This is a genomic window from Shewanella psychropiezotolerans, assembly GCF_007197555.1.
In the GTDB taxonomy this organism is placed as follows: Bacteria; Pseudomonadota; Gammaproteobacteria; order Enterobacterales; family Shewanellaceae; genus Shewanella; species Shewanella psychropiezotolerans.
The window spans coordinates 4405187-4424812 of the sequence record NZ_CP041614.1 but is presented as its reverse complement, the minus strand read 5'-3'; the positions used below and the strand labels follow the sequence as shown (position 1 = coordinate 4424812).

Here is a 19626-nt window from a genome sequence, read left to right as displayed (position 1 = left end):
AAAGTCTACTGGCTATTTAATAAACGAGGTTCTAATGGAAACTCAGGTAAAACAACCTGATTCTAAGGCTCATAACCTACTGATGGGGAGAGGCTCAAGCAGCAGGGCAATTAAGGATAAGTTGACTCAAATTGGGGTGACTATCGGCGGAGCTATGGTATTTATCGCTCTGTTGTTAATTTTCTTTTATCTGCTCTATGTTATCAAGCCTATCTTCGATGATGCCGAAGTGTCACCAGTATCGAGCGTGGACCTCCAGGATTCAGTTCCGGCCCTGATGGTTGGAAGCGATGAACAAAATGAGATCATGTACCGTGTCTCTCAAACTGGTCGAGTCGATTTTTATGATGTTAGCTCATCAAAATTAATTGAAACTGAACAGCTGGAATTTCCCGAGGGTAGTCAAGTTGTCAGTAGTTCAGCCTCGGTGCCAAGTGAGCAGAGGTTTGCTTTCGGACTCGATAATGGTCAGGTGATCATTGCAGGTATCGAGTTTGGTGTGACTTATCCAGACAATAAGCGACTCATCACACCTAATTTGAGATTCCCTAACGGCAAGACGCCTATGACTGTCGATGAACAGGGGCAATCGATAAACAATCTCGCATTCGATTACAGTAGCGATAAGATGACCTTTGCTTATCAGGGAGATGATAATATTTGGCGTCTGTCACGTCAGGAGGGTGAAGAGAACATGATGACCGAAGAGGTCGAATGGTCTGCTTATAACGGCATCATCGACGATGCTCCGGTACGTGTTCAGCAACAATTGATGACTCCTAATCAGCGTCAACTCCTGCTCAGATCAGACAATAAACTCTTCGTCTATGATATTCGAGATGCCGAAGCTGTCTCCCTGAGTCAAGTATTAGAGTTGGGGCGTACTGGTGTCAACGTCACAAATGTTAGCCTGCTAGCAGGGGCAAGCTCTCTGTTGGTGAGTTACGATTCAGGTTTGGTACAACAGTATTTTCAGGTGAATGGTAAGCAAGGGCGTCAGTATCAAGAGATACGCGAATTTAGAAATCATGGCGGCATTAAGAGTGTTGCCTCTGAATTTTATCGAAAGAGCTTTGTCACTATCAGCGATAATGGCCAGTTGTCGTTGCTTTATACCACGAGCCAAAGAAAACTATTTTCCAAAGATTTTAACTTAAAGAATCCCAGCACCCTGGGCTTCAGCCCACGCTCTAACGCCTTAGTGGTCGAAGCTGACAACAAGTTACATATGTTCAGTGTTTCAAATACTCACCCTGAAGTGTCATGGAGCGCCATGTGGAGCAAGGTGTGGTATGAAAGTTATCCTGAGCCAAAATATGTGTGGCAGTCGACTTCGGGATCCGATGATTTTGAAGCTAAGTTGAGCCTGATGCCATTGGCGTTTGGTACCATGAAAGCCGCTTTCTATGCCATGATGTTTGCCACTCCTTTGGCGATTGCCGGTGCCATCTATACCGCCTATTTTATGACGCCTAAAGTACGCTCCATCGTCAAGCCAACCATCGAGATCATGGAAGCCTTGCCTACGGTAATACTCGGTTTCCTTGCCGGTTTATGGCTGGCGCCCTTGATAGAGGACCACTTGCCGGGGATCTTAGTCTTACTCACTCTCTTGCCGCTCTCGATACTAACCAGTGCTTTCATCTGGCATAACTTGCCAGGTAAGGCTAAAGAGTACTTGCCTGAAGCCTATCAGGAGTTGATGTTGATTCCGGTGATTTTATTCGTCGGCTGGTTCTCTTTCGCTATCAGTCCAGCATTGGAAATCGCCTTCTTTGATGGTGATTCAAGATTATTTATCACCAATGAACTCGGTATCACCTTCGATCAGCGTAATGCGCTGGTTGTGGGTATCGCCATGGGATTTGCAGTCATACCAACTATCTTCTCGATAGCCGAAGATGCGGTGTTCTCTGTGCCTCGTCATCTTTCCAATGGCAGTTTGGCGCTGGGTGCGACCACCTGGCAGACTCTCACTCGAGTGGTATTGCTTACTGCAAGTCCGGGCATCTTCTCCGCCATCATGATGGGAGTTGGACGCGCGGTTGGTGAAACCATGATCGTACTCATGGCGACAGGTAACACGGCTATCATGGAGTGGAGTGTGTTTCAGGGCATGCGCACCCTGGCGGCGAATATTGCCGTCGAAGTACCTGAGTCGGCCATAGGCAGTTCTCACTATCGGGTACTCTTCCTGGCGGCTTTTGTACTGTTTATTTTCACCTTTATTTTCAACACTATTGCCGAAGTGGTGAGACAGCGTCTACGTGAACGCTATAGCTCACTTTAATCGCTCATTTTAGTAGCAAAGAAATGATGAATATATATATGAACATGAATATATGGGTTTTACAGTTGAACTTATGGAGACACTCTCATGGGTAATTGGTTTAAATCTGTTTCTCCTTGGGCTTTGGGAATGAATGACATGGTGCTTGTTGCTAAGTTTGATCTACTTCTTGGGAGTCAGTGTCATGGGTAATTGGTTCAAGTCGGGTTCTCCTTGGGGCTGTGATATGACAGGTGGTGCGGTATGTTCAGCACTAGATGTATGGAGAAACTCACATGGGTAATTGGTTTAAGTCAGGTTCTCCCTGGGACTGTGATATGACAGATGATGCGGTATGTTCAGCACTAGATGTAGGGAGTCAGTGTCATGGGTAATTGGTTTAAGTCTGGTTCTCCCTGGATCTGGATGACAGGTGGTGCGGTCAGCATCAGTTTGATTGCAGTATTGGGTCTACTCTTGATGATTGCATGGCGGGGCTTGAGTTACTTCTGGCCTGCTGAGATCTATCAATGGGAGATGCAAGATCAACAGGGGACCCAATATACGCTTATCGGGGAGATATACGACACCGAGCAGGTGCCCACAGAGCAGTTGATCTCGGCTGGTCATGTGTTTGAAGAGGCGCCGGGTGATACGGTTACCCGTTACCTAGTTAAAACGGGTAACCGTGAATTTGTTGGCCTGGATTTTCGTTGGATTCTAGCCACTGATATCATCTCTCGCAGTCGACCCGAAGATATCGCGGTCATCGAGCGCAGCAAAAATGGCGATTTTTACGGCTACCCTGTTGCAGTCATCGAAAATGGTAAACGACTCGACTTCGATAATGTCGAAGCCTCGTTCGAGTCGCACATAGATCGTTCTGTGGCGCTCAATGATAAGGCGGTGGATCTTCAGAAGGGGGAGATTGGTTCGATAAACTACGCCATTGAGAAGCTTCGTCTGCAGGGACGTGGTTATGAACTCGATGGTAAGCTAACACCAGTGATTAAGGCCGACTTAGCCCTGAAACGGGCGGACCTACAGGCTCAATATCTGATTGTAGAGAAAAAGTTCTTCGGACTCAGGAAAGAGGCGGGTCGGGATTCGGTCGTTATCAAAGACATGCGCGGCGTGGAGGTTACCCTCAAGCTGGACAGCATTTTGGATGTGACTTATTCCAATCGTCTGGGCCCGCTGGATAAATTGGGCCATTGGTTCGTCGGTGTTGGTCGTTTCGTCAGTGACGATCCTCGTGAAGCCAACACTGAGGGCGGAGTATTTCCGGCTATTTTTGGCACTGTCTTTATGGTGATGTTGATGGCTGTGATCGTGACGCCTTTTGGGGTGATTGCGGCGGTTTACCTGCACGAATATGCCAAGAAAGGCCCGGTCACTAAGATGATCCGCATCGCCGTGATTAATCTGGCTGGTGTGCCCTCGATTGTTTACGGGGTATTCGGATTAGGCTTCTTCGTCTATATGTTCGGTGGCAGCATAGATCAGCTCTTTTTTCCCGAAGCGCTGCCGGCGCCGACATTTGGCTCCCCGGGTGTACTCTGGTCTGCATTGACCTTAGCTATCTTGACCTTACCTGTGGTTATCGTGTCGACCGAGGAAGGCTTGAGCCGTATCCCAAGTTCGGTACGCCAAGCTAGCCTGGCACTAGGGGCTACCAAGGCGGAAACTCTGTGGCGCATTATCTTGCCTATGGCGAGCCCGGCGATCATGACAGGACTCATTCTGGCTGTGGCGCGCGCCGCGGGTGAAGTGGCTCCCTTGATGTTGGTGGGTGTGGTTAAGCTTGCGCCAACCTTGCCCATAGACATGAACTTTCCCTTCGTGCATCTGGAGCGAAAGTTTATGCACTTAGGTTTTCATATTTACGATGTGGGCTTTCAAAGTCCGAACGTAGAGGCCGCGAGACCTCTGGTTTACGCCACCTCGTTCCTGCTGGTTACTGTCATTGTGTCATTGAACCTGACGGCGATTGCGGTTCGAAACCATCTACGTGAGAAATATCGCTCACTCGAGCACTAATATTGGCTAGCGGAGTAATGCAAACCCAGTATGATAGAGAAACAGAATCATACTTTTAAGTTGCAGTTATAAACCAAAAAGTTGTCACACAGTGACTCAAATAGAGATGCGTAGCAGATCTATAAGTGATAGGACATAAAATGATTTCGATAGATAAGTCAGCGATGAGTACTAAATCAGTGGACCTGAAAAACTTGAGCCAGGAAGAAACAGCCCTGGAGATCCGTAACTTAGATCTGAAATATGGCGATAAACAGGCCCTGTTTGATGTATCGATGAAGATACCGGAGAAACAAGTTACCGCATTCATCGGCCCTAGTGGTTGTGGTAAGTCGACTCTACTGCGTTGTATTAACCGGATGAATGATCTGGTGGATAACTGCCATATTAGTGGTGATATCCTGCTTCACGGACAAAATATCTATGACAAGAAGATCGATGTTGCCGCCTTGCGTCGTAACGTTGGCATGGTATTCCAGCGTCCTAACCCTTTTCCTAAATCAATTTATGAGAATGTGGTCTACGGATTGCGCCTCCAAGGGATAAACAATCGTCGCGATCTTGATGACGCTGCCGAGCGCTCTCTTCGCGGTGCCGCGATATGGGATGAAGTGAAAGACAGACTTCATGATAACGCCTTCGGCCTTTCAGGTGGTCAGCAACAGCGTCTGGTGATTGCTCGCGCGATAGCTATCGAGCCTGAGGTATTACTACTGGATGAACCCACATCGGCTCTGGATCCCATCTCGACCTTGATCATTGAAGAGCTGATCAGTGAGCTTAAATCAAAATATACCGTGGTGATAGTGACCCACAACATGCAGCAGGCGGCTCGGGTGTCAGATCAAACCGCATTTATGTACATGGGCGAGCTGGTTGAGTACGCCGATACCAACACCATTTTTACCACGCCGCAGAAACGTAAAACGGAAGATTACATCACCGGCCGTTACGGGTAATTAAGGCTAATTAGAGTGAGTCAACCAATCCAAGTCCAGTGAGCTAAGCTCCCTGGGGATGAGATACTGAAAAAGGGTTAACACCGATGGATAATATGAATTTAAATAAACACATTTCGGGTCAGTTTAACGCCGAGCTGGATGATATTCGTAACCGCGTCTTGGCCATGGGTGGCCTGGTAGAGCGTCAGTTGGAGCAAGCTCTGGATGCTATTGCAACCTTAGATGCTGAGCTCGCCCAGAGCGTGATCGAAGGCGATCATAAGGTTAATGGTATGGAGGTCGCGATCGATGAGGAATGTGCCCGTATCATCGCCAAAAGGCAACCTGCGGCGAGTGATTTAAGGTTAGTGCTGGCCATCTCTAAAACCATCACAGATTTAGAGCGTATCGGTGATGCTTGTGTGAAAATTGCCAAGGTTGCTCTGGATAAACGTTTGAAAAAGCAACAACCTCTTCTGGTGAGTCTCGATAGCATGGGACGCCACGCGACCCGCTTTCTTCACGGCACCCTAGATGCCTTGGCTCGCATGGATGCTGATGCAGCTTTCGCGCTACATAAGGAAGACGCTAAGCTAGATAAAGAGTATGAAGGTACCATCCGCCAACTTATGACCTATATGATGGAAGATCCCCGTTCAATACCTGAGGTGTTTGATGTGCTTTGGGCGACACGAGCGGTGGAGCGTGTCGGCGATCGCTGTCAGAATATCTGCGAATACATCATCTATTATGTTAAAGGAAAAGATGTACGCCACGTTTCTTATGAAGAGATGGAAAAAGACCTGAACTTATAACTTGGCTAAGCGAAAAGTCTGGTAATAGAAAAGATGCCCGGCAATCTCATATCTTATGAAGAGATGGAAAAAGACCTGAACTTATAACTTGGCTAAGCGAAAAGTCTGGTAATAGAAAAGATGCCCGGCAATCTCATATCTTATGAAGAGATGGAAAAAGACCTGAACTTATAACTTGGCTAAGCGAAAAGTCTGGTAATAGAAAAGATGTCCGGCAATCTCATATCTTATGAAGAGATGAAAAAGATCTGAGTCTTTAGGCTAAATTTTGAGCCCACAATGGTGTAAATCTTGATTAAAAGCAGCTTATCGCTGCTTTTTTGTTTTAATTGTCTAGCCGCACATTACTGGATCGGCATAGTAGGTTATTATATTAGCGAGTTTTGTGAGTATCTGTTTTTTTGACAGAGCAAGGATATGATTACCGAGCTCTGTAGATAAATCGATACGCAAATTCTATTTAATAGCTGGGCAGCAGCCCGCTCTAACACCTGGAGTCTGCAATTTGGATTCGGATCTTGTGTTCAGGAGCTGGCGTGAGCCGGACTCACTTTAGTGAGAGTCTTGGGCTGGGTTATTCAATATGATTTGTTTCAGCATCTTTTACGCTAAATTTCCTATTTTTATCTATTAAGCGGATGAAAGGCTTTTAAATACCTAATCGTATGCCAGAAGGATTTAGTGGGCTTTACCACAAAATGCAACTTCCCGGTTGCTGCATATACTTAACCTGTGTCGGATTTGATGCGTCATGGTGTGAGTGTGTCGTGCTTCGGGATCCGAGTGGCGTCATCATTACTTGTGTGCCGCCGCATGTTAACGTGCGGGAGCTATATGTCTATTAAGACCAGTATCAATCCACCTGTTTTTTTTCCATCGTTATTTCTCATCATCTTGATGGTGTTCGTCGGCTCTGTGTGGCCAGAACAAGCCCAAGATGTATTCAAAACGGCTCAGACTTGGTTTCAGGTTAAAGCTGGTTGGCTTTACATCTCAGGCGTAGCCATCTTCCTTATTTTTATCATCTTTGTCATGTTTAGCCGTTTCGGTGATATCAAACTTGGGCCAGATCACGCTGAACCCGATTACAGCTATAAGAGCTGGATAGCCATGCTGTTTTCTGCTGGTATGGGCATAGGCCTGATGTTTTTCGGTGTTGCCGAACCTGTGATGCACTATATGTCGCCACCTGATGCTACTCCTGAGACGATTCAGGCGGCAAAAGATGCGATGAAGATAACCTTCTTTCATTGGGGGATCCATGCTTGGGCCATCTATGCCGTCGTTGCCCTGAGTCTGTCTTATTTCTCTTATCGTCATAAATTACCTCTGTTGCCGAGAAGTGCCCTTTACCCCTTGATTGGTGAGCGTATTTATGGACCCATAGGTCATGCGGTTGATACGTTTGCCGTGCTAGGTACCATGTTTGGCGTAGCTACCTCTCTGGGCTTCGGCGTACTGCAGGTTAACTCGGGTCTTAACTATCTACTCGGTGTGCCGGTGAATGCTATGGTGCAGGTAGGCTTGATCATCGCGATTTCGTTGATAGCTACCCTGTCTGTATTCTCAGGTTTGGATAAAGGGGTTAAACGACTCAGTGAGCTCAATTTGGGGCTGGCAGTGCTTTTGTTGATTTTTGTGCTTATTTTTGGACCAACGGTCGAATTACTACAGGCTTTTGTGCAAAATACCGGTGCCTATCTGAGTGATATAGTGGGTAAGACATTTAACTTATATGCTTATGAACAGAAGAATGATTGGATAGGCGGTTGGACCTTGCTCTATTGGGGCTGGTGGATCTCCTGGTCACCTTTTGTCGGCACCTTTATCGCACGAGTTTCCCGAGGCAGAACCATTAGGGAGTTCTTGATTGGCGTGTTATTTGTGCCATCGGCTTTTACCTTCTTATGGATGACGGTCTTTGGTAATACCGCTATAGATGCCATCATGAATCATGGCGCTACTTATCTGTCCGAAGCGGTTTCATCGGACGTGTCTGTCGCCCTGTTTGTCTTCTTCGAACACATGCCTTTCTCGACGCTGTTGTCGACTATTGCCCTGTGCTTAGTGATCACCTTCTTCGTCACCTCGTCAGATTCAGGCTCCTTGGTGATCGATAATCTGACTTCGGGAGGTGATTTAGAGGCTCCTGTGTGGCAGCGTGTCTTCTGGGCTCTACTTCAGGGTGTGGTTGCTTCAGTGCTCTTGCTGGCAGGTGGTCTACAGGCCTTGCAGACTGTGGCTATTGCCAGTGCGCTGCCATTCTTGCTAGTGATGTTGTTGATGTGCCTAGGTCTTTATAGGGCACTGCGAGATGATTGGATCAAGATCAATAGTGTGCAGTCACATAATACCAGTGTGCAGTACAGTAAGACCGATGTGGACTGGGAAGATCATCTCGATGTCCTGGTGTCCCATCCCAGTGAAGATGATGTACAGGAGTTCCTCGAGCAGGTGGCGACGCCGGCGCTGACTAAGGTGTGTGAGAGCTTCGTTCGTCGTGGTATTCCGGCTAAGTTTGTCAATTTTGATAATCGAGTCAGGTTTGTTATCCCTAGTGAAGATCATAACGATTTTGTCTATGGTCTGCGTATCAGAGCCTTCACCATTACCAATCCGTTAGTCAGCGAAGTCGACGATGGTGAGACTGATTACTATCGCGCCGAAGTTTTCCTTGAGCATGGCGGCCAGCACTATGACGTGATGGGGTTCACTCAGAAACAGATCTTGGCCGATGTAGTGACTCAGTATGAGAAGTATAACTATTATCTGCATATCTCAAGTTCAGAATATCTGGGTGGGGATGCATAAGCTTTTTAGCAGTAGGCTTTTCGTGGAAAGTCGGTTAAACAGTTAAATTTACCCTGTAGCGATGTTATTATCGGTACAGGGTATTTTTTTGCTATCGTGCCGGTAATGATGAAGTCAGTTTCGATAGCTGTGAGCAGGATTAAAGTATATGTCGGTAAGCCAAGGTCAAAGTAAACTAGATAAAGTATTAGCTGAAGCCAGAGATTATAAAGCGAAGCGCGAAACGGGCTATCGTGAGCAGGCGCTGAAGTTATATCCATGGGTGTGTGGCCGTTGTACTCGTGAGTTTACTCACTCAAATCTGCGAGAGTTGACCGTACATCATAGAGATCACAACCATGATAACAACCCATCGGATGGCTCAAACTGGGAGTTACTCTGTCTTTATTGTCATGATAATGAACATTCGAAATTTGAAGAGTTGATTCAGTACGGTGCGACGACTGAAACAAAAGTAGAATCGGCAACCTATAATCCCTTCGCCGATCTTAAAGGCATGATGAAGAAGTAGTTTACCGGCAAGACGATTAAGAGATATGTGCCAGTATCGCCTATATCTCTTTTTATTGATTTTTACATCAATTAACGTTCGTTCAGTGCTATCCGAGCCTCAGTTTCTAGCCATTTCTGTCGACTGATGCTGTTACTTTCGCTGAACTCACCTTTGGCTAGTTCGGTCTTACGCAGGGCTAGTTTCTCCCATACTTGAGTTTTAAACCCATCGTCACCCGCACTCCAGCCGACAATCTCATCGATAGTCCGGTAACACCCCATACAGATGTCATCATCGTTTAAACCACATTTGGCCACGCAAGGCGAGTGAATCATAGGTTTCGGCTCAGATTGTAATTCCAAAATTATTGACCGAGATTTTAGTGATCCTTGTCACGATTTTCAAGGGGGAGTGAGAATAATCCTCAGTTAGCTAAAGCCTATGGTTGTTTGATTGTAAACTTGATGTTTATTAGTTTGTTAATATTTTAATCCCAATGAAAACAGAGTGGGGTATATTGAGCTGATGAATGATCTATAGCACTGTAAGCTATAGGTAAAGCAGACCTCAAATGTTAGACTCGATTGAATTTTTTATCGATTTGTTTTTTCATTTATTTAGCTTTTCAATGGATTGTGGAAAGTTACTGGGGGCTTTATGAAAGCGTTGCTACGCTTAAGTGTTTTTGTCGTGCTGGGTCTGCTTACGACGGCATGTTCTCTGTTAGAGGTAAAACTTGAAAGTGGTGTGGTGCCTCTGCCACAAGAGCAGCTAAATATGCGGGTATTTAGTCGTGATTTTAGCAGCACTTTTTACAGTCAGGTCGAACAGACTGCCGACCAGATTTCAGCGATCGAATCTAACGACGAGCAAGATATCTATCTGAAATCTAACGCTCTGATGTGGAAGATAAATGCTGAACAGGCACTACAGAGGACTATTTTCCAGGCCTCACCAGTAGCAGCCATGGTCGATACCTGGGCATTTACGGCGCAGATGAGTGACTTTTATGACACTGGCGCGGGTAAAGCCCTGTTTGGCGAGCAACAAGCGCTGGTTATTGAGACCAGCAGGGCATTAGAAGCTCAGTTTGAGAAAACAGTTAAAGGTTTCGTCTCCCAGAGTGACTTCAACAAGAATCGCGAATTTATCAAGCAGTACGTGCTGGATAATCCCCTTACTGATATCACATTTAGTCGCAAGTCGGCATTCAATGACTGGTTAACATTCAGAGAGATCAATGAATTTGAAGCCGTGACTACCTTCGGTTCAGTGCCAGAAGTGATGAGTGATATCTCAGACCGTATGGCGATGATCTCTGAACAGATGCCCAAAATTTTAGGTTGGAAAGCCGAGCTCTATGCGCTGCATTCCAATATCAATGCCGAAGAAATCCAGGCAACGCTTGTGAGCATAAGTGAGACATCAGCAAGGTTCCAGGAGCTGATGGCACAGAGCCCTGAGATGATGCAAAGCTTAGCCGTAGATATGCGACGTGAGCTGAGCCCCTTACTGCAGCAGCTCAGCGATTCGACCGACGACAAGCTTAAGCAACTATCGGTCGAACGTCAGGCACTAGAGTTAATGGTGAAGAATGAGCGCCTGGCTTTGGAAGAGATGGTAGCCAGAGAGCGTGTCGCCGCGGCGGCTAATCTGGATGAGATCTCCAAACACACGGTAGAGGTAGTGTTTCAGGAGCTGACCAAGACTCTTAAGAGTCTGATCCTCTATTTCGTGCTCTTCTTGCTAGTGGTTTTCTTCGCTCCTCTTGGTCTAGGTGTTTTCTTGGGTAAACGCATGGAAAGCAAGAAGACGAGTAAGCTGAGTAGTAAGGTTATAAAAACTTAATTGCTAGAAGATTCATAGCTAGAACAGGCTAGTGGTTTTCTTCGTCTCTCACCTAATTGGGTCTCGGTGTTTTCTTGGGTAAACGCATGGAAAGCAAGAAGAGTTAATTGAGTAGCAAAGCAGTAAAAAGCTAATAGATAGCAGGTTGCTAATGAACAGGCTAGTGGTTTTCTTCGCCTTTCAGCCAATTGGGTCTTGGTGTTTTCTTGTGTAAACGCATGGAAAGCAAGAAAGCCAATAAATTTAGTAAAGAGACAGTTCCTAGGGCCTAGGAACTGATTTTGTTCCTGTTTTTCACCTATAAAAATGAGTGCCAACACCTTGCAAGCAACCTCCCATCGCCATCGACTCAAGCAACTCGATACATTATTAGTTCAGAGCCGTGCGCTATGGCAGGTGAAGGCGTTCGACTGCACCCAATTACCTTGGGAGAAACAGTTCCCTGGTTTGGCGGAAAAAGTGTGGTCGATATCTGATGTCGATATCGATGAACTCGATAAGGGTCAAGCTAAGCTCAACGCTGAGCTGCTGCCAGCGCTACTGCGAGATTTAAAGCGAAATGGGTCGGCGTGGCAACTAGACTTGCTCCTGCAAGTGGACCCCGTGTTAACTGGTGGGAACACAAGCCAATTGCAACACTCGGTTCAGCAGTTGTCGGATAGGGAAGTCTCCCATTTAAGCGCTGGAATAAAAGGGCGCAAATGGTCACAGATCACGGCATTTGCGGCTCAAATCAAGCAAGATAGCAGCGAAGTACTGGAGTGGTGCGCCGGAAAGGGCCATCTTGGTCGACTCATCGCCAAGGCTCATTCTCGTCCTGTGGTGAGTCTGGAATGGCAGCAGAGTCTGTGTGATGAAGGAGCAAAATTTGCCGGTAAGTGGGATCTGCCTCAAGAATTTATCTGCGCCGATGCATTTACGCCTCAGCAGTCCAAGCTAAAGAGGGATCAGCAGGCCGTTGCACTTCATGCCTGTGGCGATCTCCATGTGCGCCTGTTAAGGCTGGCATCTCAGGCAAACACCCGATCTATTATTATTTCTCCCTGTTGTTATCATCTTATTCAAGCTGAGCAGTATCAGGGGATGTCTGAAGTGGTACTAGATAGTGAATTGATGTTATCTCCACATGATCTGCAAGTGCCACTGCAACACAGCACCATTGCCAATGCGAAACAGGTTGAATATCGCCACAGAGAGATCGTTTGGCGTTTGGGATTCGATTCCTTGCAGCGAGATGTGAACCGAAGCAGGCGATATCTCCCGATTCCATCAATAAAGCAGAGTCAGTTGAACCAAGGTTTTGAGGCATTCTGTCACTGGGCGGCCGGGAAAAAGTCTGTAGAATTACCTGTTGCTCTGGATGTTGATTTTTACCTTGAGTTAGGCGTTCAGAGACAGAGACTCACTCGACGAATCGATCTGGTTGCCCATCTGTTTCGTGACATTCTGGAACATTGGTTACTGCTCGATAGAGTCTGCTTTCTCGAAGAGCAAGGTTACTCGGTAAAGCTCACCAGGTTCTGCAGTGAGGCCATTACCCCAAGGAATTCACTGATTTTGGCGGAAAAACCAGCAAACGAATGTTTAACCGATAAAGGATGAACTAAGTCTATGTTTTTATAGTGAAGATATACTAAGTCATATGAATTTATTTCTTTTACACTGCATTTTTTTGATGAAAAATGCAGTTTATTAGTGAATAAATCGCACCTATGACGGTTTTTTATTGAATCATTAGCCTTTTCTTGCTCAAATGATGGGTTAATACTAAATAATAATACTTATTGGCTGAAGTCGCGCCGATATTGTGAGCGAAATAATACTGTTTCATGAAATATTCCCGAGTATTTATCAATAGCCTGGCATATGAACTGGCACCTGAAGTTGTGTCAACTTCCGAATTAGAATCTCGTTTGGCACCTCTATATAAGAAGTTTCGAATCCCAATGGGGCAACTTGCCGCATTAACTGGGATCACCGAGCGTCGCTGGTGGCCAAAGGGCCATAGATTATCAGACGGTGCTCTGGCAGCGGCTCATAAGGCTATTGATGAAACTGGCGTGAAAGTGAGTGATTTAGGCGCTGTGGTTTATACCGGCGTTTGCCGTGATCAACACGAGCCGGCTACGGCGTGCCGTATCGCTGCCGAGCTTGGAGTATCGAAAGACACCGCCATCTATGACATTAGTAATGCTTGTCTGGGTGTGCTCTCTGGGATCTTAGATATCGCTAACCGCATTGAACTCGGTCAAATTAAAGCCGGCTTAGTGGTCTCCTGTGAATCAGCCCGCCATATTGTCGATATCACCATAGACAATATGTTGGCCGATCAAACCATGCAGAACTATGCCCAGTCTCTGGCAACCCTAACTGGTGGCTCGGGAGCGGTAGCCGTCTTGCTTACCGATGGCAGCTTGCCATTGAGTACCGAGCGTCAACATCAGCTTTTAGGTGCGAGCCACCTTTCTGCACCTGAACACCATAACTTGTGTCAATGGGGTCTTCAGGAAGCGGGTTTACATCTCTACCGCGAGTTTATGCGCACCGATGGTGTGACTCTACTCAAAGAGGGAGTAGAGCTTGCCCGTCATACCTGGAGCCATTTCCTCGAACAGCGTGACTGGGTGGTGGAGCAGGTCGATAAAGTGATTTGCCATCAGGTGGGGTCATCAAATCGCCTGAAAGTGCTCAATGCATTGGCTATTCCCCAAGAGAAAGAGTTTCCTACTTACCAACTACTGGGCAATATGGGCACGGTTTCTCTGCCTGTCACGGCAGCAATGGCCCACGATCAGGGTTTCCTTAAGAAAGGTGATCAGGTGAGTTTTCTTGGCATAGGCAGCGGACTTAACTGCATGATGCTTGGGATCAAGTGGTAACGAGCTGCAGCCAACTAGTGCGAACTTTGCGCGTTTCAGTTCCATACCTCACATAATCACGTTATGCGCCTCAAGTTTGAGGCGTGATGATGCAAAGAATATTTAGGAAGAGTCATGTTAGACACTCTGTTTCCCTTCAAGCGAAATTATCTCGACAGAAACGGCCATAAGCTACAGTACGTAAATGAAGGCCAAGGTGAGCCTGTAGTCATGGTTCATGGTAACCCTAGCTGGTCTTTCTATTATCGAAATGTGGTGTCTGCTCTGAGCAGTAACCACCAGTGTATCGTGCCGGATCATATCGGCTGTGGCCTGTCTGATAAGCCGGATGACAGTGGTTACGACTACACATTAAAGAATCGTATCGACGATCTCGAAGCCTTACTCGAACATTTAAACGTCAAAGAGAATATCACCTTAGTCGTACACGACTGGGGCGGGATGATAGGCATGGGTTATGCTGCGCGCTACCCTGAGCGGATAAAACGTCTGGTTATTCTCAATACCGGCGCGTTTCATCTTCCTCAATCTAAGCCGTTTCCCTGGCCCTTATGGATCTGTCGTAACACCTTACTAGGCACGGCCATGGTCCGAGGTTTCAACGCGTTTTCATCCATAGCCTCCTATGTCGGTGTTAAGCGTAAACCTATGGCGAGTGAGATACGTAAAGCCTATGTGGCGCCTTTCAATTCCTGGGCTAACCGGATCTCGACCTTGAGGTTTGTACAGGATATTCCCCTCAAAGAGGGTGATAGAAACTATGAGCTGGTCTCTGAAATAGCCGCCAGTCTGCCAAAGTTTGCTAATGTGCCGACTATGATCTGCTGGGGCCTGAAAGACTTCGTTTTCGATAAGCATTTTCTGGCCCAGTGGAAAGTAGAGATGCCCCATGCGAGCGTGCATGAATTTGCAGATTGCGGTCACTATATTCTTGAAGATGCCACTGATGAAGTCGTCGGACATATCACTCAGTTTATGAACAGCGACTCTGCCGCTGTTTAATACTCGCGGTCAGCTTTTAGCGAGAGGATAAAATACAAATAAGCGGTCAAGATTGACCGCTTATTTCATATAAGCAATGAGAAAGGTCATCGAACATGTCAGCCTCTTTAACTGCCAGCCATTCTTCAACAGTACAAAACAGCGACATTAACACGAGAGCGGACGCTAATCTCTGTCGTCACCTCATTAGCGCCGCAAGCCATTCCCCTAAAGATCTCGCCGTAGTGGTACAAACAGCTAGCGGGACTATTTTCTCCGTCAAGACGCTGGAATATCAAGAGCTCAACTTTTCAGATCTCAATCAACAAAGTGATCGTTTAGCCCATGGCTTAAATGCTTATGGGATAACGCGTGGCATGAAGGCCGTGTTGATGGTGACCCCGAGCGTCGACTTTTTTACGTTAACCTTCGCCCTGTTTAAGGCGGGTGTTGTGCCTATTTTGGTGGATCCGGGCATGGGAGTGAAGAATCTCAAGCAATGTTTCATCGAATCTGAGCCCGATGCCTTTATTGGTATTCCTAAGGCGCATCTGGCCCGCAAGCTCTTTGGTTGGGGCAAGGGGTCGGTTAAGCATCTGGTGACCGTAGGCGGTCGCAGTTTGTTTGGAGGAGTGACACTGGAAGCCATCGCAGCACGCGGCTCATCAGAGCCCTATGACATGCACTGGCTAGACCAAGATGAGATGGCCGCTATTTTGTTTACCAGTGGTAGCACAGGAACGCCCAAGGGTGTGGTCTACTCCCACAAGATGTTTGAAGCTCAGATAAGCGCTCTGAGAGATGATTACGGCATTAAGCCTGGTGAACGTGACCTGGCTACTTTTCCGCTATTTTCTTTGTTTGGACCCGCACTGGGTATGGCCTCGATTATTCCAGAGATGGATGCCAGCAAGCCGATAACGGCCAATCCTGATTACTTGTTTGCCGCGATCGAGAAGTACCAATGCAGCAACATGTTTGTCAATCCGGCTTTGATCGAGAGGTTGGGGCAAGCGGGCGTACAAGAAGGACTGGACGATGAGGTTAGTTACCATAAGTTGCTAAGCATCAAACGTGTCATATCCGCAGGTGCTCCGGCGACTATCTCTTCTATCAAGCACTTTAGTAAGATGCTGAGTGATGGTGTGGAAGTGCTTAACTCTTATGGTGCCACTGAATCTTTGCCCCTGAGTAAGATGGGCAGCCAGGCATTGTTTGACACCAGTGCCATCACAGATAATGGCGGCGGGATTTGTGTCGGTGACGCCATCTCAGGGGTGGATATTGCCATCATAGAGATCACCGAGAAACCGCTCACGCACTGGAGCGAGTCATTGAGGTTAGAGGCCGGTCAGATAGGTGAGATAGTCGTTAAAGGACCTATGGTGAGCCGCAGTTACTATCGCCGTGATAGCGCGACCGAGCAGGCTAAGATTCAAGATGGTGAAACGATACGCCATCGTATGGGCGATCTCGGTTATCTCGACAGTGAAGGCAAGCTATGGATGTGTGGCCGTAAGGCCCATAGAGTCGATGCCAGTTGTGGTAAACGCTACTTTTCCATCCCCTGTGAACGTATCTTCAATACCCACCCCCAAGTAAAGCGAAGCGCGTTAGTTGGGGTTGAGGTTAATGGCGACGCTGGTACCCCAGAGGTTGTGCCTCTATTGTGTATTGAGCTGGATAAATCTCTGGCATGCTCGTTAGGCGCCGGTTTATATGCTGAGCTTAATGCCATCGCCGAGCAACATAGCCAAACTCTGGGTATCAAACGTTTTCTCATTCATCCTGAATTTCCTGTCGACATTCGTCATAACGCTAAGATTTTTCGTGAGAAACTGGCAGTCTGGGCCCAGAATAAACATAAGGAGTAATCCATGTCAGCGACTCATGTCTCAGTCGATACACACGCTGTTTCATCTGCTTTAGAAGCGTTTCATGTTCTGGAACAAGCAGCGGTCCTGGCTCTTAAAGGTAAGGTGGATCATGCCTTTGTCACAGGTGCTGGCGGTTTTTTAGGTAAGGCAATCTGCCAACGTTTATTGGCGGCGGGGATTAGGGTGACAGGCTTTGCCCGAGGTGAATATTCTGAGTTAACGGCCATGGGCGTGACTATGGTTAGAGGCGATATTGCCGATGAGGCTGCTGTTGTTGATGCAATGAAAGGCTGCGATCTGGTTTTTCATGTGGCTTCCAAGGCGGGTGTCTGGGGCAGCAAACAGAGCTACTTTTCACCAAATGTGGATGGCGCGGCCAATATCATCAGCGCTTGTCAGCAGCTTAAGATCAGCAAACTTATTTACACCAGTACGCCAAGTGTGACTTTTGCCGGTGAGGATGAATCCGGGATCGACGAGAGTGCGCCTTACGCCGCTAACTATTTAAATCATTATGGTGAGTCTAAGGCGGTTGCGGAGCAGATGGTGCTCGAGGCCAATAGCCAAGTATTGAAGACTCTGGCGTTGCGCCCTCATCTTATTTGGGGGCCAGAAGATCCTCATTTGGTGCCGCGTGTCATTGAGAGGGCAAAAGCCGGACGACTCAAGTTAGTCGGCAAAGAAGATAAATTGGTGGATACCATTTATGTGGACAATGCTGCATATGCTCATATCCTAGCCGCCGTTAACTTGTGCTGTGAGGATGCGTCGGCCGCGGGTAAGGCTTACTTCCTCAGTAATGACGAGCCAATCACCATGGCTGCCATGCTGAATAAGATTTTAGCCTGCGCTGACTTACCGGAAGTGACCAAGCGGGTTCCTGCTGGCCTAGCCTATGCCGTCGGTGTCGTGCTCGAAAGCGTCTGTGGTGTCCTTGGTAAGACAGATGAGCCTATGATGACCCGTTTCGTGGCTAAACAATTGTCGACCAGTCATTATTTTGATATTTCGGCGGCGAAAACAGATTTCGGGTATTCTCCTATCATTAGCATTGACCAAGGAATGGTGAAACTGAGAGAGTATCTCAAGTCTTAACTCAATTTAGCTTAGGCATGCTGAATGAAACATGCCTAAGCGCTATCAAGGAAGATATATGCTCGCTCCAAGTCGTCTACTCTTATCTGCTTTAGTCCCACTCTCGTTGATTTTATCTCTACTACTCCCTCTAACTTCCACGGCACTAGCAAGCGAACTAATGGCTAACCCATTTATCGGTAGCTGGCAGCTAGCATCGGGCAAGTACCTGGATGACAAGTATGAATGGCAGGACTATAAAAATCTTAACTTGACAGCCATCAAGGTTATCTCGTTCTCTCATTTTAGCTTCACTACCATGAAAGAGATTGAGCAAGCTGATGGTAAGAAGAGGCAAGAGTTCTGGGCCGCAGGTTCGGGGCGCTATGAGTTCACCGATAGCCAATATATCGAGTATCCTCAACTTAATTCTTTCGGCGTAACGCCAGGAGAGTCATTTGTGTTTGAGTATCAGATGAAAGGCCAACAGCTGCATACCAAACGTATCGAGCAGGGCGTGCTTAAAGAAGTTGAGGTCTGGCAGAGGTTGGACTAATTATCTATTCGTTTTTCGAATGCTATTATCCATTATTATTCGTTTTTATAATCAGTTCTGTTTGGTTAAGCTCTTCTGATAAATTCTAACTAGGGTGAATGCTAATGCATTCTAAGTATCAGCTTTCGTTACAGACAGCGGCTTTTATTTTTGGCGCTTCAGCATTAATCGCTGAGCAACTGGCGGTCGGGGTTGTGGTGATAGTGTTCGCTCGTTGCCTGTTTGCCTCACTCACTCTTACTGCCTTAGTGCCGTTTTTTAGACATCAGTTACTCTCGCCATTATCTGTCAATGAGATGCTCAAATTATCTGTGTCTGCCACTCTACTAGCACTGCACTGGTTCAGCTTCTTTATGGGAGTCAAGCTAGGAGGATTAGCCATAGGTACATTGGGCTTTGCCTGTTTCCCGGCTTTTGTGATCGTGTTTGAGGCGCTTTTCTTCAAAGAGAAAATTACGGCTCATGATGGGGTTATCATCCTGTTGATAGGTATTGGGATATGGCTAATCACACCAAACTTTGATTTGTCAGATGAATCAGCCCTAGGCATGCTGTGGGGGCTGGGATCCGGTGTGATCTACAGCATCATGATGCTTACCAACCGCTATCTGGTTGACGGGGTTAATCCTATGCAATCATCTTGGGTTCAATGCCTGGTTATTACTTTTCTGCTGTTGCCATTTTCCTTCGAAGGCATGTTAAATATCACCTTAGAAGAGTGCTTATTACTCGCTGTGTTAGGTATCTTATGCACCGGCATTGCCTATACCTTGTTTATTTATGGCGTATCAGGCGTTAAGGCTAAAGTCGCCGCCACTGTTATTGCATTAGAGCCCATTTATGCCATCTTGTTAGCCTGGATTATTTTTTCTGAGCAGCCTTCTTTAGTTGTATTATCTGGTGGCTTTGCCATTATTCTTGCTGTAGTCATTTCGTCACAGAGACGTGTATTTAAGCAAGAAAAGACGGCTAGTATTTGAATAATTCTTTTTGGTTACTTCTATTTCAGTTGCTATGTAAACCATGTCGCAAAGAGAAATCA

General features: G+C 46.7%; 15 protein-coding genes. 14 read left to right on the top strand and 1 reads right to left on the bottom strand.

The window, feature by feature from the left end; genetic code table 11:
* Positions 1 to 34 precede the first annotated feature (34 nt).
* The 6 genes from FM037_RS19495 to FM037_RS19470 all read left to right on the top strand — a co-directional run bounded on the left by FM037_RS19495 (position 35) and on the right by FM037_RS19470 (position 9387).
* A complete protein-coding gene (locus FM037_RS19495; RefSeq protein ID WP_144047358.1) occupies positions 35 to 2290 on the top strand; it encodes an ABC transporter permease subunit in 2256 nt (751 codons plus the stop codon).
* A gap of 366 nt (positions 2291 to 2656) precedes the next feature.
* Entirely contained in the window at positions 2657 to 4309 is a 1653-nt protein-coding gene (pstA, locus tag FM037_RS19490; RefSeq protein WP_144047357.1) for a phosphate ABC transporter permease PstA, read from the top strand.
* A gap of 140 nt (positions 4310 to 4449) precedes the next feature.
* Positions 4450 to 5268: a phosphate ABC transporter ATP-binding protein PstB gene (gene pstB / locus FM037_RS19485; RefSeq protein ID WP_144047356.1), complete on the top strand. Its 819-nt coding sequence runs from the start codon at positions 4450 to 4452 to the stop codon at positions 5266 to 5268.
* Positions 5269 to 5354: 86 nt separating this feature from the next.
* Positions 5355 to 6065 carry a phosphate signaling complex protein PhoU gene (gene phoU / locus FM037_RS19480; RefSeq protein WP_144047355.1) on the top strand — a complete coding sequence of 237 codons (711 nt, stop codon included), beginning with the start codon at positions 5355 to 5357 and terminating at the stop codon, positions 6063 to 6065.
* A gap of 834 nt (positions 6066 to 6899) precedes the next feature.
* Entirely contained in the window at positions 6900 to 8876 is a 1977-nt protein-coding gene (locus FM037_RS19475) for a BCCT family transporter (protein ID WP_144047354.1), read from the top strand.
* 148 nt (positions 8877 to 9024) lie between these two features.
* Positions 9025 to 9387 carry a YajD family HNH nuclease gene (locus FM037_RS19470; protein ID WP_144047353.1) on the top strand — a complete coding sequence of 121 codons (363 nt, stop codon included), beginning with the start codon at positions 9025 to 9027 and terminating at the stop codon, positions 9385 to 9387.
* A gap of 71 nt (positions 9388 to 9458) precedes the next feature.
* Here the strand turns inward: FM037_RS19470 and FM037_RS19465 are convergent, their stop codons facing one another.
* Entirely contained in the window at positions 9459 to 9704 is a 246-nt protein-coding gene (locus tag FM037_RS19465; RefSeq protein WP_144047352.1) for a DUF1289 domain-containing protein, read from the bottom strand.
* Between the two features lie 322 nt (positions 9705 to 10026).
* On the opposite strand from FM037_RS19465, the gene FM037_RS19460 reads away from it, so the two are divergent.
* From FM037_RS19460 to FM037_RS19425, 8 genes are all read left to right on the top strand, one after another.
* On the top strand, positions 10027 to 11217 hold the full coding sequence (locus tag FM037_RS19460; RefSeq protein WP_144047351.1) for a chemotaxis protein: 1191 nt from the start codon (positions 10027 to 10029) through the stop codon (positions 11215 to 11217).
* A 306-nt stretch (positions 11218 to 11523) separates the two neighbouring features.
* Entirely contained in the window at positions 11524 to 12819 is a 1296-nt protein-coding gene (locus tag FM037_RS19455; protein WP_144047350.1) for a methyltransferase, read from the top strand.
* A 227-nt stretch (positions 12820 to 13046) separates the two neighbouring features.
* Positions 13047 to 14096, top strand: a complete 1050-nt coding sequence (locus FM037_RS19450; protein WP_144047349.1) for a 3-oxoacyl-ACP synthase III — start codon at positions 13047 to 13049, stop codon at positions 14094 to 14096.
* Between the two features lie 114 nt (positions 14097 to 14210).
* A complete protein-coding gene (locus FM037_RS19445; protein WP_144047348.1) occupies positions 14211 to 15098 on the top strand; it encodes an alpha/beta fold hydrolase in 888 nt (295 codons plus the stop codon).
* Positions 15099 to 15193: 95 nt separating this feature from the next.
* Positions 15194 to 16951 (top strand): olefin beta-lactone synthetase, encoded by a 1758-nt coding sequence (oleC, locus tag FM037_RS19440; RefSeq protein ID WP_152828935.1) that lies wholly within the window; start codon positions 15194 to 15196, stop codon positions 16949 to 16951.
* Between the two features lie 3 nt (positions 16952 to 16954).
* Positions 16955 to 18049 carry a 2-alkyl-3-oxoalkanoate reductase gene (gene oleD / locus FM037_RS19435; protein ID WP_144047347.1) on the top strand — a complete coding sequence of 365 codons (1095 nt, stop codon included), beginning with the start codon at positions 16955 to 16957 and terminating at the stop codon, positions 18047 to 18049.
* A gap of 58 nt (positions 18050 to 18107) precedes the next feature.
* Entirely contained in the window at positions 18108 to 18584 is a 477-nt protein-coding gene (locus tag FM037_RS19430) for a hypothetical protein (RefSeq protein WP_229380944.1), read from the top strand.
* Positions 18585 to 18688: 104 nt separating this feature from the next.
* Positions 18689 to 19564, top strand: a complete 876-nt coding sequence (locus FM037_RS19425) for a DMT family transporter (RefSeq protein ID WP_185976862.1) — start codon at positions 18689 to 18691, stop codon at positions 19562 to 19564.
* Positions 19565 to 19626 lie beyond the last annotated feature (62 nt).

What these genes read in the sequence shown, in the direction of transcription:
- FM037_RS19495 (WP_144047358.1), top strand. Translation starts at nt 35, where the DNA reads ATGGAAACTCAGGTAAAACAACCTGATTCTAAGGCTCATAACCTACTG.
- pstA (WP_144047357.1), top strand. Translation starts at nt 2,657, where the DNA reads ATGGGTAATTGGTTTAAGTCTGGTTCTCCCTGGATCTGGATGACAGGT.
- pstB (WP_144047356.1), top strand. Translation starts at nt 4,450, where the DNA reads ATGATTTCGATAGATAAGTCAGCGATGAGTACTAAATCAGTGGACCTG.
- phoU (WP_144047355.1), top strand. Translation starts at nt 5,355, where the DNA reads ATGGATAATATGAATTTAAATAAACACATTTCGGGTCAGTTTAACGCC.
- FM037_RS19475 (WP_144047354.1), top strand. Translation starts at nt 6,900, where the DNA reads ATGTCTATTAAGACCAGTATCAATCCACCTGTTTTTTTTCCATCGTTA.
- FM037_RS19470 (WP_144047353.1), top strand. Translation starts at nt 9,025, where the DNA reads ATGTCGGTAAGCCAAGGTCAAAGTAAACTAGATAAAGTATTAGCTGAA.
- FM037_RS19465 (WP_144047352.1), bottom strand. Translation starts at nt 9,704, where the DNA reads ATGATTCACTCGCCTTGCGTGGCCAAATGTGGTTTAAACGATGATGAC.
- FM037_RS19460 (WP_144047351.1), top strand. Translation starts at nt 10,027, where the DNA reads ATGAAAGCGTTGCTACGCTTAAGTGTTTTTGTCGTGCTGGGTCTGCTT.
- FM037_RS19455 (WP_144047350.1), top strand. Translation starts at nt 11,524, where the DNA reads ATGAGTGCCAACACCTTGCAAGCAACCTCCCATCGCCATCGACTCAAG.
- FM037_RS19450 (WP_144047349.1), top strand. Translation starts at nt 13,047, where the DNA reads ATGAAATATTCCCGAGTATTTATCAATAGCCTGGCATATGAACTGGCA.
- FM037_RS19445 (WP_144047348.1), top strand. Translation starts at nt 14,211, where the DNA reads ATGTTAGACACTCTGTTTCCCTTCAAGCGAAATTATCTCGACAGAAAC.
- oleC (WP_152828935.1), top strand. Translation starts at nt 15,194, where the DNA reads ATGTCAGCCTCTTTAACTGCCAGCCATTCTTCAACAGTACAAAACAGC.
- oleD (WP_144047347.1), top strand. Translation starts at nt 16,955, where the DNA reads ATGTCAGCGACTCATGTCTCAGTCGATACACACGCTGTTTCATCTGCT.
- FM037_RS19430 (WP_229380944.1), top strand. Translation starts at nt 18,108, where the DNA reads ATGCTCGCTCCAAGTCGTCTACTCTTATCTGCTTTAGTCCCACTCTCG.
- FM037_RS19425 (WP_185976862.1), top strand. Translation starts at nt 18,689, where the DNA reads ATGCATTCTAAGTATCAGCTTTCGTTACAGACAGCGGCTTTTATTTTT.